The following is an 18625-nucleotide window of genomic DNA, read 5'->3' as shown; positions in this document are numbered from 1 at the left end:
GCGACATGGCCATTTCCCCCCGCTTCGCGCGTCGCGCCTCGACCGACGGCCTGCCCCCCAAAGGGCTCCCATTGCGTGCGATCGCGCCCAATGCGGTGACGGCGCTGGCGCTGGTGTCCGGTTTGACCGGCGTGAAGTTCGCCATTGCCGGGTCCTGGGAAGCGGCGGTGACGATGATCATGGTCGCCGCCGTGCTCGACGGGCTGGATGGCCGCATCGCCCGGTTGCTGCGCGGGGAAAGCCGGTTCGGGGCGGAACTCGATTCCCTGTCCGACGCCATTTCCTTCGGCGTGGCGCCCGCACTGATCCTCTATCTCTGGTCGCTGGAGCATCTGCCGCGGATCGGTTGGATTTGCGCGGTGCTTCAGGCGGTATTCTGCGCGCTGCGACTTGCGCGGTTCAACTCGCAACTCGATGTGACCGACCAGCCACGGAAGACGGCGGGCTTCTTCACCGGTGTCCCGGCTCCTGCCGGGGCCGGGCTGGCCATGTTGCCGCTTTATCTGTGGTTCTGGACGGGCGAGCCTATTTTCGCCTCACCCTATCTCGTGGCGCCCTGGGTCGCTTTCGTGGCACTGCTCATGGTGTCGAGCCTGGCGACCTTATCCTGGACCTCGTTCCGCCTGCGCCGCCATGTCCGGTTCGAGGCGCTGGCGATCATCGTACTCGTCGGCGTCGCGTTGATCTCGGCACCGTGGCATGCCCTGACCGCGCTGTGCCTCGCCTATCTGATCAGCATACCCTTCACGATGCTGGCCTATGCCCGGCTCAAGCGGCAGCGCGGCGGCGTGCCAGCGACGAAGGGACCGGCGAACTCGCCGCCCAGCGCCTGACCGCAATACGACGCTCGGCGACGACTAGAGTCGCGAGCGGCGTGAAGGCCGGTTCGACATGGCCGGTGGCCAGATGAAGGATGCGACGCCATTGTGGCGCGATCATCATGACGATGGTACCAATAGCGGCGATCAGCGCGCCCATGAAAACCAGAACACTCACCACGATCATCATGATGCCCGCCTCCTGCCGTCCGCTACGGTCCGGCCTATTAACCGGATCGTAACCATTGAAAATTTTGATCAGTTCCGTCGCTGCCCTCGTGACAGCAGGTCGAACGGTGCCAATTTCGCGATGTTTCGATAGCGATTCACCGCAATCAAGGTCTGTTCTCCCTTGCGACCTCTTTATGTTCCGCTGTTGTTCCTGTGTCAAGCGGCGTTGGAACAAATGCGAACGGCGTCTGGCGCTTGCTATCGCGTTTCGGCTGGGCTAAGGGCGCGCCCCTCAACACCGCATGGGAAGCATCATATTTCGGTGCGCATGGGCTTCGCCCGCCGCGTCATCCGCTTCCCAGAGGACTAACCGGAAGGAATTATCTTATGGCGGCACCTGTCGTCACCATGCAGCAGCTGGTTGAAACCGGCGCGCACTTCGGCCACCAGACCCACCGCTGGAACCCGAAGATGAAGCCCTACATCTTCGGCGACCGCAACGGCGTCCACATCCTCGACCTGTCGCAGACCGTGCCGCTCTTCGCGCGCGCTCTGGAGTTCATCAGCTCGACCGTCGCGGGCGGTGGCAAGGTCCTGTTCGTCGGCACCAAGCGCCAGGCGCAGGAGCCGGTCGCCGAGGCCGCTCGCCGTGCGGGCCAGCACTTCGTCAACCACCGCTGGCTGGGCGGCATGCTCACCAACTGGAAGACGATCTCGAACTCGATCAAGCGCCTCAAGACTCTCGAAGAGCAGCTTTCGGGCGACACGCACGGCCTGACCAAGAAGGAAGTGCTGAACCTGACCCGCGAGCGCGACAAGCTCGAACTGTCGCTGGGCGGCATCCGCGACATGGGCGGCGTGCCGGACGTCATGTTCGTGATCGACGCGAACAAGGAAGAGCTGGCGATCAAGGAAGCCAACACGCTGGGCATCCCCGTTGTTGCGATTCTCGATTCGAACGTCTCGCCCGACGGCATCGCCTTCCCGGTTCCGGCGAATGACGACGCCAGCCGCGCGATCCGCCTGTACTGCGAGGCCGTGGCGATCGCCGCGACCCGTGGCAATAACGAGCAGCAGCGCCGCAGCGGCACCGATTTCGGTGCGATGGCCGAGCCGCCCGTCGAGGAAGCGCTGACCGTCGCGCCGACCGAAGTCGCCGAGCAGGCCGTCGAGGCCGAGCGCCAGATCGACGCATAATCGCGTGGAGCATGCCCCGCGATGCGGGCGGGGCGATCGTCGACCGGACGGGGCAACCCTTCGGTCGGTGACATCGGCTTGACATGCAAGCCGTGCTAAGGGCCGCCTCCGATGGGGCGGCCCTACCCGCATCCCCCTTTTCAGACAGAGGATTGAGACAATGGCCGATATCACCGCAGCGATGGTCAAGGACCTGCGCGAAAAGAGCGGCGCGGGCATGATGGACTGCAAGAAGGCGCTGGCCGAGGCGAATGGCGACATGGACGCCGCGCTGGACTGGCTGCGCACCAAGGGCCTGGCGGCCGCGCAGAAGAAGTCGAGCCGTACCGCAGCCGAGGGTCTGGTCGGCGTCGCCACCAACGGCACCGTCGGCGCCGCCGTCGAAGTGAACTCGGAAACCGACTTCGTCGCCAAGAACGACCAGTTCCAGGCGTTCGTCCGCGACGTGACCGCGATCGCGCTGAAGTCGGGCGACGATATCGAGGCGCTGAAGAACCAGGCGATGCCGCAGGGCGGCACCGTCGCCGAAGTGCTGACCAACAATGTCGCTACCATCGGTGAGAACCAGTCGCTGCGTCGCGCCAAGCGCCTGGAAGTGTCGAAGGGCGCGGTCGTGTCCTATGTCCACAACCAGCAGGCGCCGGGCATGGGCAAGATCGGCGTGCTGGTCGCACTGGAGTCGGAAGCCGCCGACGAGACGCTCCAGTCACTCGGCCGTCAGCTCGCGATGCACATCGCCGCCGCCTTCCCCAAGGCGCTGAACGAGGAAGACCTGGACGAGGCCGAGATCGAGCGTGAGCGCGCGATCGCGACCGAGAAGGCCGCCGAATCGGGCAAGCCCGCCGACATCATCGCCAAGATGGTCGAAGGCTCGATCGCCAAGTACCGCAAGGAGCACGCGCTGGTCAGCCAGCTGTTCGTGATCGACGGCAAGACCAAGATCAGCGACGTCGTGGCGAAGGCCGGCAAGGACGCCGGTGCCGAGATCAAGCTGGTGGACTATGTCCGCTTCCAGCTGGGCGAGGGCATCGAGAAGGAAGCGTCGGACTTCGCGGCCGAGGTGGCTGCGGCTTCGGGCGTTCCGCAGAAGGCGTAATTCCTGCGCCGTCCTTTGACGGGACGGTCAAGGTGATAGGGGAGCGGTTGCCGCATGGTGGCCGCTCCCTTTGCGTGTGGGGTGGCCCGTCCAAACTCCGTTCGCCCTGAGCGAAGTCGAAGGGCATGGGGTGAACGCATCTCCATGGGCTTCGACTTCGCTCAGCCTGAACGGCGGTTGGGGGAATAAGGCTTTCCTCTCTATATTCGCCAAGCCGGACGTGGCCTGTGGGTGGTGGACATCCGACGCATGTCCCACGAAAATCCCCGCAACCTGCCGCTGCGTGGTTGCCCGTAGCCCGGTCGCCGCCTAAGGTCCGCGCCACTTTCATCACCAAGATCCGAGAAACGATGACGACCCCGCGCTTTAAACGAATCCTGCTGAAACTCTCGGGCGAGGTCCTGATGGGTGAGGGCGGGCTGGCCATCTCGCCCGAGATCACCGCGCGCGTGGCGCAGGAGATCGCCGATGTGCGGGCCCAGGGCTATGAACTGTGCATCGTGGTCGGTGGCGGCAACATCTTCCGTGGCCTGTCGGCGGCGGCCAAGGGGTTCGAGCGGGCGACCGCCGACTATATGGGCATGTTGGCGACGGTGATGAACGCGCTGGCGGTGCAGAACGCGCTCGAGCAGATCGGCGTCGACACGCGGGTTCAGTCGGCGATCCCGATGGCGAGCGTCTGCGAGCCCTTCATCCGTCGCCGCGCCGAGCGGCATCTGGAAAAGGGCCGCGTGGTGATCTTCGCGGCGGGCGTGGGTTCGCCCTTCTTCACCACCGACAGCGGCGCCGCGCTGCGTGCCGCGGAGATGAAGTGCGACGCGCTGTTCAAGGGCACCAGCGTCGACGGCGTGTACGACGCCGACCCCAAAAAGGTGCCGACCGCCACCCGCTATGACACGGTCAGCTATTCCAAGGTCCTGTCCGACGACCTGAAGGTCATGGACGCCTCGGCCATCGCGCTGTGCCGTGACAACAATATTCCGATCGTCGTCTTCAATATCCGCGAACATGGCAATTTCGGTGCCGTGCTCGCCGGCGAAGGCGTGTCGACGATCGTCCAGAACCAAGGAGCGTAATTTCATGGCAGCCTATGACAAGTCCGACCTCGAGCGCCGTATGCAGGGCGCGGTCGAGTCGCTGAAGCACGACCTGAACGGTCTGCGTACCGGCCGTGCGTCGACGGCTCTGCTCGATCCGGTCACCGTCGAGGTCTATGGCAGCCACATGCCGCTGAACCAGGTCGCGACCGTTTCCGCGCCGGAGCCTCGCATGTTGTCGGTGCAGGTGTGGGACAAGTCGAACGTGTCCTCGGTCGAAAAGGCGATCCGTTCGGCGGGGCTCGGCCTGAACCCGATCAATGACGGCCAGACGCTGCGCCTGCCGATCCCCGACCTGACCGAGGAGCGCCGCAAGGAACTGGCCAAGCTGGCGAACAAATATGCCGAGAGCGCGCGTATCGCGGTCCGCAATGTCCGTCGCGACGGCATGGATAGCCTGAAGACCGACGAGAAGAAGGGCGTGTTCGGCGAGGACGAGCGCAAGCGCCACGAAACCGAAGTGCAGAAGCTGACCGACGCCACCATCGCCGAGCTGGATGCGGCGGCGGCGGCCAAGGAAAAGGAAATCCTGGGCAAGTGAGTCCTCCGGCCGCCTCGGCCCAGACGGCTCTGGGGTCGCTGGTGGCCGTGCCCGATACGGGTGCGGTCCCGCGTCACGTCGCGATCATCATGGACGGCAATGGCCGCTGGGCCAAGCGCCGCCTGCTGCCGCGCTTCGCCGGTCACAAGGCTGGAGTGGAGGCGGTGCGCCGCATCTCCCGTGCCGCGCGTGCGCTGGGGATCGAGGCGCTGACGCTCTATGCCTTCTCCTCGGAGAATTGGCGGCGGCCCGAGACCGAGATCAGCGACCTGATGGGTCTGCTCCGCATCTTCCTGCGCAAGGATCTCGCCGAGCTGGTGTCGGACAATGTCCGGCTGCGGGTGATCGGCGACTATCGCCGGTTTCCCGCCGATCTGGTCGCGATGATCGACGATGCGATCGCGCGGACGTCCGCCAATACCGGTCCCATCCTGGCCATCGCGCTGAATTACGGCGCGCAGGCCGAACTGGTCGAGGCGACCCGGCGGCTGGCATCGAAGGTCGCCGCCGGCGAGATGACGGCGGACGCGATCACGCCGGAGGCGATCGAGGGTGAGTTGCAGACGAACGGCCTGCCGCCGCTCGACCTGGTGATCCGCACCTCGGGCGAGCAGCGTCTGTCCAACTTCCTGCTGTGGCAGGCCGCCTATGCCGAATTGCTGTTCGTCGACACGCTCTGGCCCGATTTCGACGAAGCGGCGCTGGCGGATGCGGTGGCGGAGTTCGGCCGACGGCACAGGCGTTTCGGCGGCCTGTGACCGACCCCGAAATCCCGACGACCGGGGCGCCCGAAGCGGCCCCGGTCAAGAGCATGTCGAATCTGACCAAGCGGGTGCTCGCCAGTATCGTGATGATCGCGGTGGCCAGCCTGTGCCTGGCGCTGGGCGGCCTGGCCTTCTGGCTGCTGGCGGTCGTGGTCGGGCTGTTCATGATGGCCGAGTGGTCGGACCTGTTGAAAGTCGATCCTTCGCGCAAGCGGTTGGCGCAATTCGCGTTGTCGGTGCCGCTCGCCATCATGGCGCCGGGACTGGCGGCGGGGCCGGGCTTCTTCGCGCTGGGGCTGATCGCGGGTGTCTTCTTCTTCCTGACCATCATTTCGCGTCGCCCCGATTATGGCGCGGGCGCGCTCTATGTCGGTCTGCCGGTCTTTTCGCTGCTGGCGATCCGTCTGCATGACGACGGGCTGGGGTTGTCGCTCTGGGCGATGGCGATCGTCTGGGCCTGCGACAGCGGTGCCTTTTTCGTCGGGCGGCAATTCGGCGGGCCGAAGCTGGCTCCCACGATCAGTCCGGCCAAGACCTGGTCCGGCCTGATCGGAGGTGTCGCGGCGGCGACGCTGCTAGCCATGCTGATGCGCTGGGGCCATGACCTGCCCTTGTCGTTGGTGATCGCGACGCCGTTCCTGGCGGTGCTGGCGCAGATGGGCGACCTGTTCGAAAGCTGGCTGAAGCGTCGTGCGGGCGTGAAGGACAGCGGCAATGTCCTGCCCGGCCATGGCGGTGTGATGGACCGGCTGGACGGCATCGTGCCCGTCGCGCCGGTGGCGGCGTTCCTGATCTTCCTGCCGGACCTGTTCTGATGCGCAGCGTGACGATCTTGGGGGCGACCGGCTCGGTTGGAACCTCGACCCTGGACCTGATCGAGCGCGAGCCCGACCGCTATCGTGTCCGCGCGCTGACCGCCAATGGCGACGTCGCCAAGCTGGCGGCGGCGGCGAAGCGGACCGAGGCGGAATTGGCGGTGGTCGCCGACGAACGCTGCCTCCCCGATCTGCGCGAGGCGCTGGCGGGCACCGCGACGCGCGTGGCGGGCGGTCGCGCGGCGGTGATCGAGGCGGCGGCGCTGCACGCCGACTGGACCATGGGCGCGATCGTCGGCTGCGCGGGTCTGGAGCCCGCCATGGCGGCGATCGCCAATGGCGGCACCGTGGTGCTTGCCAACAAGGAGCCTCTGGTGTCGGCGGGCGAGGTCGTGCTGGCGGCGGCGGCCAGGGCGGGGGCGACGCTGCTGCCCGCCGACAGCGAGCATAACGCCATCTATCAATGCTTCGACTTCGACCGGCCGGAGCGGGTGCGGCGGATCGTCCTGACCGCGAGCGGCGGTCCGTTCCGCGAATCGACCACCGAAGAGATGGCCCATGTCACCCCCGAACAGGCGGTGGCGCATCCCAACTGGTCGATGGGTGCCAAGATTTCGGTCGATTCGGCGACGATGATGAACAAAGGGCTGGAACTGATCGAGGCGGCGCGCCTCTTTCCCGTTCCCGCCGACCGGATCGAGATCGTGCTCCATCCGCAATCGGTCATCCATTCGGCGGTCGATTATGTCGACGGATCGATGCTGGCGCAGCTTGGCCCCTCCGACATGCGCGTGCCCATCGCGCATTGCCTGGCCTGGCCGGACCGGATGCCGACACCGATGGCACCGCTCGATCTGGTTGCGATGGGGCGGATGGACTTCGCCGCACCCGATCCGGTGCGCTTTCCCGCGCTGCGGCTCGCCCGTGCCGCGCTGGAGGCGGGGGGAGCGGCGCCGGCCATTCTGAACGCCGCGAACGAGATCGCGGTCGCGGCTTTTCTTGCGCGACGCATCGGCTTCCTCGAAATTGCCGCAATCGTCGAACATGTTCTCCATCGCTACGACCCGGCCCCGCCGGAAACGCTCGATGCGGTGATCGCGATCGATGCGGAAACGCGGGTGCTGGCGGCCGAGCGTGTTGAGGATTGCGTCGTTTGATCGAAACTCCCGGCCTGTTGTTGACCATCCTGGCCTTCGTTCTCGCTCTCGGTCCGCTCGTGTTCGTGCACGAGATGGGCCATTACCTCGCCGGTCGCTGGTTCGGGGTGAAGGCGGAGACGTTCTCGATCGGTTTCGGCCGGGAGATTTTCGGCTTTACCGACAGGCGCGACACGCGGTGGAAGGTCGGCTGGCTGCCGCTGGGCGGTTACGTCAAGTTCGCCGGTGACATGAACCCGGCCAGCCAGGCCGATGCCGCCTGGCTCTCGCTGCCCCCCGAGGAGCGCGCCCGGACCTTTCAGGCGAAACCGGTATGGCAGCGCGCGATCATCGTCGCGGCGGGCCCGGCGATCAACTTCTTCGCCGCGATCCTGATCCTTGCTGGTTTCGCCTATGCCTATGGCGAAGTGGTAATCCCCCCGGTGGTCGGTCAGGTCATGCCCGGTAGCGCGGCGGCCACCACGACGCTGCGCGCGGGCGACCGGGTGACGGCGATCGGCGACCGCGACGTGAACGATTTCGCCGACATCGCCCGCTATGTGCAGATCCGCGCGGGCGAGCGGGTGACGATCACCGCCGAGCGTGGCGGGCGCCGCTTCACCACGGACGCCGTCATCGGCACCGAGCAGCAGCGCGACCGATTCGGAAACGAATATCGCATCGGTCGGCTGGGGCTTCGCGGCTCGGGCGAGGTCGATCTCCGTCCGGTCGGCCTGCTGCGCGCGCCTGTCGTCGCGGTCCAGCGCACCGGTGAGATCGTTCGGATGATGGTCGAGACGCTCGGCCAGGTGATTTCCGGCCGCCGTTCGGTCAAGGAACTGGGCGGCCCGGTGTCCATCGCCAAGGTATCCGGCGAACAGATGTCGCTGGGCGTCGACGCCTTTGTTTTCTTCGTGGCGCTGGTGTCCATCAATCTCGGGTTCATCAATTTGTTGCCAGTGCCGATGCTGGATGGCGGGCATCTTCTCTTCTATGCGATCGAAGCGGTGCGGCGACGCCCCCTGGAGCCTGCGGCTCAGGAATGGGCATTTCGCGGCGGTTTGATCGCCATTCTGGCCCTGATGCTATTCGTTACATTCAACGATCTTGGCAATTTGGGGCTTTGGCGGAATATCGCTGGCTTGATCGGTTGACGACGATGGGGCAGGGCGCGGTTACGACAGGGGTCGGTTCGACTTTTCTGGGGTGGGTTTGGTGACAGCAATGACGGGTATGAAGACTGTGCGCGCGGGCGCCATATTGCTGGCGGGCACGATGCTGTCCGGCGTCCCCGTCTGGGCGCAGACCGCACCGGCCGCGCCCGGCACCGCCGCCGCCCCGGCTCCGGCGGTCGCGCCCGCACCGGTGCGGACGATCAAGACGCTGCGCGTCGAAGGGGCCCAGCGTATCGAGCCCGAGACGGTGTTGTCCTACACCAAGCTGCGGGTCGGCATCCCCTATACCCCCGAAACGCTCGACCAGGCGCTGAAGGACCTTCAGGCGTCGGAGCTGTTCGCCGACTTCTCGATCTCCGGCGTCGAATCCGGCGATATCGTCCTGCGCGTGCGCGAGAACCCGATCATCAACCGGGTCATTCTGGAGGGCAACAAGCGCCTGAAGGAAGACAAGATCAAGAAGGAGATCAAGCTGTCTCCGCGTCAGATCTTCACCCGGACCGCGGTTCGCCAGGACGTGGCGCGTATCGTCGAACTCTATCGCCGCCAAGGCCGGTTCGGCGCGGTGGTCGAGCCGAAGATGGTCAATCTCGACCAGAACCGCGTCGACGTGGTGTTCGAGATCAGCGAGGGTCCCAAGTCCAAGGTCCGCCAGATCAACATCATCGGCAACGATAAATTCTCCGACGACGAACTGCGCGGTGCCATGTACACCAAGCAGTCGCGCTGGTTCCGTTTCCTGTCCTCGGCCACCAGCTATGACCAGGATCGCCTGGCCGCCGACCAACAGAAGCTGCGCGCCTTCTATCTCAGCAACGGCTATGCCGATTTCCGCGTGACCAGCGCGGTGGCCGAACTGACGCCGGACAAGAAGGACTTCATCATCACCTATGTGGTGGAGGAAGGCCCGCGCTATAAGTTCGGCGACGTCAAGGTCGACAGCCAGATCCGCGACTTCGACAATGACAAGCTCGCCCAGTCGCTGCCCATGAAGAAGGGCGACTGGTACAATGCCAAGCTGATCGAGGACTCGATCGACAGCCTCAGCCAGACGGCGGGCCTGTTCGGCTATGCCTTTACCGACGTGGAACCGAATTTCCAGCGCGACAAGGAAGCGCTGACCATGTCGATCACCTTCAACATCGCCGAAGCCAAGCGCACCTATGTCGAGCGGATCGACATCAACGGCAACACGCAGACGCAGGACAAGGTCGTGCGTCGCGAAATCCGCGTGGCCGAGGGCGACGCCTTCAACAGTTTCCAGGTCCGCCGCAGCCAGGACCGCATCAATTCGCTCGGCTATTTCCAGGAAAAGCTGGAGATCAAGCAGAATCCGGGTTCGACGCCGGACCGCATCGTCCTGGAAACCAATGTCGAGGAACAGTCGACCGGCTCGCTCCAGCTTTCGGCGGGCTATTCGTCGCTGGAACGCTTCATCATCCAGGCGAACATCACCCAGCGCAATTTCCGCGGCAAGGGCCAGGAGTTGCGCGCGGGCGTCAACTATTCGGCCTATTCCAAGTCGATCGAGCTGGGCTTTACCGAGCCTTATGTGTTCGACAAGAATATCGCGCTGGGCGTCGACGTGTTCCGCCGCGATTTCAACTCGTTCAACTATCTGGGCACGACGCGCCAGACGACCTACAGCCAGGTGTCGACCGGGTTCCAGGTGCGTGCGGGCGTGCCGCTGACCGAATATTGGTCGCTGTCCGGGCGTTACGGCCTGACCTATGACGAGGTCGGTCTGGACTCGTCCTTCTTCAACGCCGACGGTACCTGCAACTATCAGACGGCGGGCCGCTATCTCTGCGACTCGATCGGCAATCGCTGGACCTCGTCGGTCGGCTATTCGCTGATCTACGACAGCCTGAACAGCCGCCTGCGTCCGACCGCCGGGCATCGCTTCTCGTTCAGCCAGGACTTTGCCGGTCTGGGCGGCGACGTGAAATATATCCGCACCCGGGCCGAGGGCGCGAAGTTCATGGGTCTGGGCAAGGGCTTCGTCTTCTCGCTGCTCGGCGAGGGCGGTTATATCCACTCGCTGGAAGGCAGCCGTGGGCCCGGCATCGATCCGGTCCGCATCGTCGACCGCTTCTACCTGGGCGAGCCGCAGTTCCGCGGCTTCGACATTCGCGGCGTCGGTCCGCGCGTGCTGCGCGTGCCCTATGTGGTCGCTGCGGATGGCAGCCAGTCGAAGCAGACCGATCGGGATCAGATCGTCGACGACTCGCTGGGCGGCCGGGCTTATTACCTCGCCCGCGCCGAGCTGGAACTGCCATTGGGTTCGGGCGCCCGCGAGATGGGCCTGCGTCCCAGCATCTATGTCCAGGCGGGCAGCCTGTGGGGCGTGACCCGTCCGCTGCCGTCGCTCAACTTCCCGCAGGCGCGTGACGCCAACGGCAATCCGCTGTTCAACAAGGACGGTTCGCCGACGCTGGCCCCCGCGCCCCTGGTCGACGGGCAGGGGCGGCAGATTTATCAGGTGCCCAGCACCGCCGATGCCAGCATCGCCAATTTGCAAACCACCTGTGCCACCGGCTATTCGTCGACCGCGGGCGGCGCATGCTCGGGAACCACGACCAATATCGCGCTCCAGAACACGAGCTATGCCGTCGAGGAATTCTACGGCGGCACGTGGAAGCCGCGCGTGTCGATCGGTATCGGCGTGAACTGGAATTCACCATTCGGACCGCTGCGCATCGATTTGGCCAAGGCCCTGATCACGCAACCCGGGGATGACCCCAAGCTTATTACTTTCAACGTAGGGACGCAGTTCTGATGAAGACCATGACGAAGCTTTTCCTCGCGGCGGCCCTCGTCGCTCCGGCGGCGACCGTTGCGACCACCGCCCAGGCCCAGGTGAACGGCGTCGCCGTCGCCGACCCGCAGGGTGCGATCGCCGGTTCGCGTGCTTGGACGGCCGCCCGCCAGCAGATCGAGACGACCTACAAGGCGCAGCTCGATCAGGCCGAAACCCGCCGCACCGCGCTCAGCCGTGAGCTGGAACCGCTGGTCCAGGCGTTCCAGACCGCACGTTCGGCCCCCAATGCCAACGAAGCGGCGCTGCGCACCCAGGCACAGGCGATCCAGACCAAGCAGCAGACCGCCGAGCAGGAACTGGCGCGCCTGACCCAGCCCGCCGTCCGTGCGCAGACCTATGCGGTCGAGCAGATCCAGGCGCGTCTCGGCGAAGCGGTGCAGAATGCCGTCCGCGCCAAGAATGTCAGCCTGCTGGTCAGCCCGCAGGCCGTGCTGTTCATGCAGCCGACCGCCGACATCACCTCGGCGGTGACCGCCGAGCTGGACAAGCTGGTCCCGACCGTCAGCATCACGCCGCCCGCCAACTGGCAGCCCGGCCAGCAGGGTCAGCAGCAGGGTGCGGCCCCCGCCGCCACCGCTCCGGCCGCCGCCGCTCCGGCGCCCGCGCGTCGTCAGAACAGCGGCCGGTAATTCGTCCGTGAGCGAGACGGAGAAGACCACCATGCGCCCGCTCGATATCGGGCGGGTCATGGCGGCCCTGCCGCACCGCTATCCGATGCTGCTGGTCGATCGTGTCGAGGAACTGGTCCTCGACACGTCGATCCGTGCGGTGAAGGCGGTGACGATCAACGAAGGCTTCTTCCAGGGGCATTTCCCTGGCCGCCCGATCATGCCGGGCGTGCTGATCGTCGAGGCGTTGGCGCAGGCCGCCGGTGTCCTGGCGGTGGAGAGCCTGGGCCTCGCCGGTTCGGGCAAGCTCGTCTATTTCATGGCGATCGACGGCGCCAAGTTCCGCAAGCCCGTGGAACCCGGCGTCCTGCTCCATCTGGAGGTCGAATTCGTCCAGAAGCGGTCGAGCGTCTGCAAGTTCGCGGGTGTCGCCAAGATCGACGGTGTGACCGTCGCCGAGGCGAACTTCACCGCGATGATCGCCGATCCGCCCAAGCCCGCCTGACGGCGTGCTCTAACGGGTTCGCACTTTGACTAAGGGAGCGCGGTCCGCTATGGGCCGCGCTTCCCGCTTTCAGGCTGGTCGGAACCAGCCATTTCCGGAGCAATATCATGAAGACCGATACGCATCCCGACTATCACATGATCAAGGTGCAGATGACCGACGGCACCGTGTTCGAAACCCGCTCCACCTGGGGCAAGGAAGGCGACACGATGCAGCTCGACATCGATCCGCTGGCGCACCCGGCCTGGACCGGCGGCCGTGGCTCGCTGCTGGACACCGGCGGTCAGGTCGCGCGCTTCAACAAGCGTTTCGGCGGCGGTCTCACGCTCCGCAAGTAATCGCGTCGCTCTTTGGAGCGAATGCGGAAAGGACCCGGTGCCTCCTCTGGAGGCGCCGGGTTTTTTCATGCGTGCAGCAAAGGGTCGGGAGGGCCCATCCTAAACCCTTCCTTAACCAGCAATCCATAGCCTTTACCGGATGTTCGCCGCCGAGTTCGAGACCGTCACCTTCAGACGCCGTCGTCGTTCGATGGACGCGACGGCAACGGCGGCGGAGCCCGCGACCGACGGCCTCGCACGGGCGCTGTGCAAGGTGTTGCAGCTATCGCGCGACGGCGTTCAGCTTCAGACCTATATTCCGCTTGTCCTGGGATCGGTCATCCGTCTGTATCTGCCGGATACCGATGGGGTCATGGCGCGGGTCGTGTCCGCATCCGATTTTTCCGCCCGGTGCCGGTTCCGTCGACCGCTGTCCCCCGAATTGCTGGATCAGCTGTCGTCGCAGAATTGGGAGATCGCCAAGGCGTGGCTGGCCAGCCGCAGGGAGTTGGGCTAGTCAACAGGTAAAGCCGTAACAATTGGAACGATCTTGACCCTGTCCGCCACCCCCGTGACCGCCTTGCCGCGTGGCGAAGACAGCGTTGCCGCCGTCAGCGTGACCGAGTTGTTCACCATCGGCATCGGCCCGTCCAGCTCGCATACCGTGGGACCGATGCGCGCGGCCAAGGCCTTTGCCGCCGAGATGCTCGACACCGGCCTGATCCCGCAGCGCGTACAGGCGGAACTGTTCGGCTCGCTCTCGCTGACCGGGCGGGGGCATCATAGCGACCGGGCGGTCCTGCTCGGGCTCGCGGGGGAAACGCCGGAGACGGTCGATCCCGATGCGATCGAGGGCCTGTTGGCGGATATCGCGCGGTCGGGGGAGATTGCGCTGGATGGGCGGCATCCCATGGCCTTCGACTATGAGACCGACCTGCTGTTCCGCCCGGGTTTCCTGCCCGCGCACCCCAACGGCATGGTCTTCACCGCCTTTCTGGCTGACGGCAGCGCGGTGGTGCGGCGTTTCTATTCGATCGGTGGCGGGGCGATCCGGATGGAGGGCGCCGAGCCGATGCGGTCCAACCGGCGGCTGGCGCATCCTTTCGCCTCGGGCGCGGAACTGCTGGAGCGCACGGTGGAAACCGGCCTGTCGATCGCCCAGATCGTCCGCGCGAACGAGGCGGCGTGGCGTGCGGACGTGGAGACGGACGCATTTCTCGATCGGGTCCGCGATGCCATGTGCGGCGCGATCGAGCGGGGCTGTGCCGCATCGGGCATATTACCCGGCGGCCTGAAGGTTCAGCGTCGTGCCCAGGCGATCAAGCAGAAGCTGCTCGAACGGGGGCCGCGTTCCGATCCCAGCCTGGTGTTCGAATGGGTCAGCCTTTGGGCGCTGGCGGTGAACGAGGAGAATGCGGCGGGCGGCCGTGTCGTCACCGCCCCCACCAATGGTGCGGCGGGGGTGATCCCGGCGGTGCTGCGCTATTACGAAACCTTCGTTCACGGCGCGACGCGGGACGGGGTGCGCACGCTGTTGCTGACGGCGGCGGCGGTGGGAATGCTCTACAAGAAGCGGGCGTCCATTTCGGCGGCGGAAATGGGCTGTCAGGGGGAGGTCGGCGTGGCCTGCTCGATGGCCGCGGCGGGACTGGCGGCGGCACTGGGCGGCAATCCGGCGCAGGTCGAAAATGCCGCCGAGATCGGCATGGAGCATAATCTGGGCCTGACCTGCGACCCGATCGGCGGGCTGGTCCAGATCCCCTGTATCGAGCGCAACACCATGGGGGCGATCAAGGCGATCAACGCCGCCTATCTGGCGCTCCACGGCGACGGGCGGCACATCGTCAGCCTGGATCAGGTGATCGAGACGATGCGCCAGACCGGCGAGGACATGAAGTCGCAATATAAGGAAACCAGCCTGGGCGGCCTGGCGGTCAACGTCGTCGAATGCTGAGCGCCTAGCGCGCCGCCCAGCGGATCGCGTTGGTCAGGATGCGGCGATAGGCGGGGTCGCCATAGAGTTGCGGCTCATGCCCCAGCGCGGAGTAGAAGACCCGGCCCTTGGCGCGCGGATTGATCCACATGACGGGATGGGTGCCCATGCGCAGCTTGTCGCCGGGGCGATAGCTCGCCTCATCGACTTCTGCGAGCACGGTCATGCCGCGCGTGGCGGGATTGCCGCTGAAGCTGTACCATTCGTCGCGCGCGACCCAGGGCATGCGGACCCCCGCCAGGATCGGGTGGCGCGGTGCGGCGGCGATGACGCGGGCGGACTGGATATGATCCTCGCCGTTCGGGTGGCCGATAAAGGTCGTGCCGATGATCGTATCGGCATACCAGGGCTCCTTATGGCTGTCGTCGCCCGCCGCATGGAGCGCGACCACGCCGCCGCCTCTTGCCACGAACCGGGCGAAGGCCGCCTGCTGGTCCGGCGTCAGGAAGTCGCCGCTGGCGCTGTTCAGGACGATGACGGAGAAACGCGACAGTTGCTCGTCGTTGAAGACGGCGGCATTCTCGGTCGTGAAGCTGGGGCGGCCGAGCCGCTTGGCGATGTCGGCCAGGACGATATTGGAACGCGGGATATGCTCGATATGCCGCCAGCCATTGGTCTTGGAGACGATCAGCACCCCGCGCGTGATCCCGGCGGGCAGGGTGGGGGCGACGCTGTCCACGGTCTTGCCCGGAAGATGCGGGTCGGACGGGGCCTGCGCCACCGCGATCATCGCCATCATTGCCAGCGTTTTCAACATCATCCCTCTCCCGTTTTTCCAGAGGGTAGCAAGATGTCGGTGAAGGGCAATGCATTCCTCCCCTGCCTTTGCAGGGGAGGAATGAGTGATCAATCCGCCGCGATGGGCCCGTCATGCGGCTTGGGCCGTCTGGTGAACCAGGTCAGCGCCGCCAGCACGATGCAGAGCCAGGCCGAGACATAGAAAATGTCGGTCGAGGCCAGCAGATAGGCCTGTCCGACCATCTGCCGCGTGACGGCGGCGGCGGCCTGGACGTCGGTCATGCCGAGACGGCCGAGGCCGTTCTTCGCCATCTGCCACACCGGGCCCTGTCCGATCGCCTCGGACAGATGCGCCTGGTGCATCGCCTCGCGCCGGTCCCACATGGTCGTGGTCAGCGAGGCGGCGAAGCTGCCAGCGGTGATGCGCGCGAAGTTTGAGATGCCGGTGGCCGAGGGGATGCGTGCGGGCGGCACCCCGTCCAGTGCGATGGTCAGCATCGCGAGGAAGAAGGTGCTCATCGCGATCCCCTGCACCATCAGGGGCAGGACGAAGTCACCGAAGCTCGCCTGGGTATTGAGTCCCGAGCGCATCCAATAGGAGACGCCGAACGCCGCGAAGGCGATCGTCGCCATCACCCGCGCATCGACCTTGCCCGACAGCCGCGCGACGATCGGGGTCAGCACGACCGCGACCGCCCCGCTGGGCGCCGCCACCAGACCCGCCCAGGTCGCGGTATAGCCAAGCTGCGTCTGGAGCCAGAGCGGCAGCAGCAGCGTGTTGGCGAAGAACACTGCATAGCCCAGACAAAAGGCCAGCGTCCCGATGCTGAAATTGCGCCCCTTGAACAGCGACAGGTCGACCGCCGGATTGGCGTCGGTCAACTCCCAGATCAGCCAGGCGACGAAGCCGACGACGGCGATCACCGTCATCACGACGATCCGGGTCGAATGGAACCAGTCGTCATTCTTGCCCAGGTCGAGCATCATCTGAAGCGCGCCGACCCAGACGACCAGCATGATCAGGCCTACCTTGTCGATCGGCAGGTTGCGGGTCGGCGTCTCTCGGGCGGACAGCCCGCGCCAGCATATCCCTGCACAGAACAGACCGACTGGCACGTTGATCAGGAAGATCCAGCTCCAGTGATAATTGTCGGAGATGTAGCCGCCCAGGATCGGCCCCATGATCGGCGCGACCAGCGTCGTCATCGACCAGATGCCGAGGGCGGTGGAGCGCTTCTGCGGCGGGAAGATCGAGATGAGCAGCGCCTGGCTGCCCGGGATCATCGGCCCCGACACCGCACCCTGAAGCACGCGGAAGCCGATCAGCGAGGACAGGTTCCACGCGATGCCGCACAGGAAGGAGGCGATGGTGAACAACAGCACCGACACGCAGAAGGTGCGCACCACCCCGAACTTGCCCATCAGCCAGCCGGTCAGCGGCACCGCCACGCCGTTCGCCACGGCGAAGGCGGTGACGACCCAGGTCGAGTTGTCCGAACTGACGCCCAGATTGCCCGCGATGGTGGGCAGCGACACATTGGCAATGGTCGTATCGAGCACCTGCATGAAGGTGCCCAGGGCCAGCGCGAAGGCGACGAGCGCCAGCGCCGGACCTTTCAGCGGGGCGGGGCCATCCCCCGCACCCGCGTGAGAAGGGGCCCCGGCCATCAGCGATTGGCCGCGATGATCTGCGCGATCCGGGCCTCGACCGCCGGGTCGTTGGCGTCGGTCGCGGGCGTGCGATAGGCCTGGGTGGCGGCGGTGCCGATCCGGGGCCCGCGCTGATCGGCGGTGTCCACGGTCACCGTCGCGGACAGGCCGACGCGCAAGGGATTCTGGCGCAACTCATTGGCGTTCAGGCCGATACGTACCGGCACGCGCTGGACGATCTTGATCCAGTTGCCGCTGGCGTTCTGCGGCGGCAGGAGGGCAAAGGCGTTGCCGCTGCCCGCGCCCAGACCGATGACCTTGCCGTGATAGACGATCTTGCCGCCATACATGTCGGCGACGATCGTCGCGGGCTGGCCGATGCGAAGGTCCTTGAGCTGGGTCTCGCGGAAATTGGCGTCGACCCACAGGCGGTCGAGCGGGACGACCGCCATCAGGGGCGTTCCCGCCGCGACCTGCTGTCCCACCTGCACGGTGCGCTGGGCGACCACGCCGGTGATCGGCGCGATGACGTGCATATGGTTGCGGGTGATCGCGGCGCGGCGATAGGCGGCGATCGCGGCCATCACGGCGGGGTTGGTGCCGACCTCGGTACCCTGCACGGTGGTGCGCGCCTGTGCCGCCTGGGCGCGGGCGAGGTTCAGATTGGCGGTGGCGACCTTCACGGCATCGGCGGCGTGGGACAGTTCCTCGCCCGACACCGCGCCCTCGGCGGCGGCACCGCGACGGCGGGCATAGTCGTCGCGTGCGCGGGCCAGTTCGGCCTGCGCCTGGACGATCGCCGCGCCGCTCTGATTGACCTTGGTGAAGTCGGCGCGGGTCGAGCGCACGGCGCGCGCCAGTTCGGCGGCGGCGGAGGCCAGCCCCACATCGGCGGTCGCGGGATCGAGGTCGAGCAGCGGCGCGCCCGCCTTCACCGTCTGGGTATTGTCGGCATGGATGGCCAGGACCGTGCCCGGATCGCGCGCGGTGATCGCCACCACGTCCCCGGCGACATAGGCGTCGTCGGTTTCCTCCTCCGGCTTGGCGAGCAGGAAGTGGAACACGGCCCAGACGATCGCGGCAACGACCACGACGATCACGAGGATGGTCAGGCCCATCCTGCGCGCCTTGGGCTTGCCACCGGTCGGCGACTGGGTCGTCGGGGCGGCCGAGGGGGCGGGGG

Annotated in this window: 19 protein-coding genes; 15 read left to right on the top strand and 4 right to left on the bottom strand. The window is 66.1% G+C overall.

The annotated features are described in order from the left end of the window. The first annotated feature begins 5 nt into the window (after positions 1 to 5). Positions 6 to 833, top strand: coding sequence for a CDP-diacylglycerol--serine O-phosphatidyltransferase (gene pssA, locus SM191_RS14720; protein WP_341506857.1), 828 nt, complete (start codon positions 6 to 8; stop codon positions 831 to 833). Here pssA and SM191_RS14715 read toward each other — a convergent pair. Then, positions 769 to 1008, bottom strand: a complete 240-nt coding sequence (locus SM191_RS14715) for a hypothetical protein (protein WP_307001282.1) — start codon at positions 1006 to 1008, stop codon at positions 769 to 771. The two genes, pssA and SM191_RS14715, sit on opposite strands and share 65 nt — an antisense overlap. 368 nt (positions 1009 to 1376) lie before the next feature. Between SM191_RS14715 and rpsB the strand changes: the two genes are divergently transcribed. From rpsB to SM191_RS14645, 14 genes are all read left to right on the top strand, one after another. Then, complete coding sequence (rpsB, locus tag SM191_RS14710; RefSeq protein ID WP_307001279.1) at positions 1377 to 2186, top strand: 30S ribosomal protein S2; 810 nt, start codon at positions 1377 to 1379, stop codon at positions 2184 to 2186. Positions 2187 to 2346: 160 nt separating this feature from the next. Beyond that, positions 2347 to 3282 carry a translation elongation factor Ts gene (gene tsf / locus SM191_RS14705; protein WP_307001277.1) on the top strand — a complete coding sequence of 312 codons (936 nt, stop codon included), beginning with the start codon at positions 2347 to 2349 and terminating at the stop codon, positions 3280 to 3282. Between the two features lie 350 nt (positions 3283 to 3632). Then, on the top strand, positions 3633 to 4358 hold the full coding sequence (pyrH, locus tag SM191_RS14700; RefSeq protein WP_307001275.1) for a UMP kinase: 726 nt from the start codon (positions 3633 to 3635) through the stop codon (positions 4356 to 4358). Between the two features lie 4 nt (positions 4359 to 4362). Continuing rightward, entirely contained in the window at positions 4363 to 4920 is a 558-nt protein-coding gene (gene frr / locus SM191_RS14695; RefSeq protein ID WP_007404456.1) for a ribosome recycling factor, read from the top strand. Between the two features lie 41 nt (positions 4921 to 4961). Continuing rightward, the gene (locus SM191_RS14690; protein WP_307003230.1) at positions 4962 to 5678 is read left to right on the top strand and encodes an isoprenyl transferase; all 717 of its coding nucleotides are present in this window, start codon (positions 4962 to 4964) and stop codon (positions 5676 to 5678) included. Between the two features lie 53 nt (positions 5679 to 5731). Further along, a complete protein-coding gene (locus SM191_RS14685; RefSeq protein ID WP_341506868.1) occupies positions 5732 to 6499 on the top strand; it encodes a phosphatidate cytidylyltransferase in 768 nt (255 codons plus the stop codon). Continuing rightward, positions 6499 to 7656 carry a 1-deoxy-D-xylulose-5-phosphate reductoisomerase gene (dxr, locus tag SM191_RS14680; RefSeq protein WP_341506856.1) on the top strand — a complete coding sequence of 386 codons (1158 nt, stop codon included), beginning with the start codon at positions 6499 to 6501 and terminating at the stop codon, positions 7654 to 7656. The genes SM191_RS14685 and dxr overlap by 1 nt, the downstream gene beginning before the upstream one ends. After that, on the top strand, positions 7653 to 8789 hold the full coding sequence (gene rseP, locus SM191_RS14675) for an RIP metalloprotease RseP (RefSeq protein ID WP_341506855.1): 1137 nt from the start codon (positions 7653 to 7655) through the stop codon (positions 8787 to 8789). Before dxr ends, rseP begins: the two co-directional genes overlap by 4 nt. Before the next feature lie 70 nt (positions 8790 to 8859). Continuing rightward, positions 8860 to 11589, top strand: a complete 2730-nt coding sequence (gene bamA, locus SM191_RS14670; protein WP_445949868.1) for an outer membrane protein assembly factor BamA — start codon at positions 8860 to 8862, stop codon at positions 11587 to 11589. Then, a complete protein-coding gene (locus tag SM191_RS14665; RefSeq protein WP_267434707.1) occupies positions 11589 to 12260 on the top strand; it encodes an OmpH family outer membrane protein in 672 nt (223 codons plus the stop codon). Before bamA ends, SM191_RS14665 begins: the two co-directional genes overlap by 1 nt. A 31-nt stretch (positions 12261 to 12291) precedes the next feature. Then, complete coding sequence (gene fabZ / locus SM191_RS14660) at positions 12292 to 12744, top strand: 3-hydroxyacyl-ACP dehydratase FabZ (RefSeq protein ID WP_341506853.1); 453 nt, start codon at positions 12292 to 12294, stop codon at positions 12742 to 12744. Positions 12745 to 12851: 107 nt separating this feature from the next. Next, the gene (gene rpmE, locus SM191_RS14655) at positions 12852 to 13082 is read left to right on the top strand and encodes a 50S ribosomal protein L31 (RefSeq protein WP_058717894.1); all 231 of its coding nucleotides are present in this window, start codon (positions 12852 to 12854) and stop codon (positions 13080 to 13082) included. Between the two features lie 139 nt (positions 13083 to 13221). After that, a complete protein-coding gene (locus tag SM191_RS14650; protein ID WP_341506852.1) occupies positions 13222 to 13578 on the top strand; it encodes a PilZ domain-containing protein in 357 nt (118 codons plus the stop codon). A 33-nt stretch (positions 13579 to 13611) separates the two neighbouring features. Then, on the top strand, positions 13612 to 15015 hold the full coding sequence (locus tag SM191_RS14645) for an L-serine ammonia-lyase (RefSeq protein WP_341506851.1): 1404 nt from the start codon (positions 13612 to 13614) through the stop codon (positions 15013 to 15015). Positions 15016 to 15019: 4 nt separating this feature from the next. On the opposite strand, the gene SM191_RS14640 is transcribed toward SM191_RS14645, so the two are convergent. The 3 genes from SM191_RS14640 to SM191_RS14630 form a co-directional block, all read right to left on the bottom strand. Next, the gene (locus SM191_RS14640) at positions 15020 to 15814 is read right to left on the bottom strand and encodes a ThuA domain-containing protein (protein ID WP_341506850.1); all 795 of its coding nucleotides are present in this window, start codon (positions 15812 to 15814) and stop codon (positions 15020 to 15022) included. An 86-nt stretch (positions 15815 to 15900) separates the two neighbouring features. Then, positions 15901 to 17460 carry a DHA2 family efflux MFS transporter permease subunit gene (locus SM191_RS14635; RefSeq protein ID WP_341506849.1) on the bottom strand — a complete coding sequence of 520 codons (1560 nt, stop codon included), beginning with the start codon at positions 17458 to 17460 and terminating at the stop codon, positions 15901 to 15903. Then, positions 17460 to 18625: efflux RND transporter periplasmic adaptor subunit (locus tag SM191_RS14630; RefSeq protein WP_445949867.1), on the bottom strand; the 1166-nt coding region annotated here is incomplete at its 5' end. The genes SM191_RS14635 and SM191_RS14630, both read right to left, overlap by 1 nt.

The organism is Sphingomonas sp. 2378, assembly GCF_038084995.1.
In the GTDB taxonomy this organism is placed as follows: Bacteria; Pseudomonadota; Alphaproteobacteria; order Sphingomonadales; family Sphingomonadaceae; genus Sphingomonas.
This window is presented reverse-complemented; position numbering and strand designations above follow the sequence as displayed.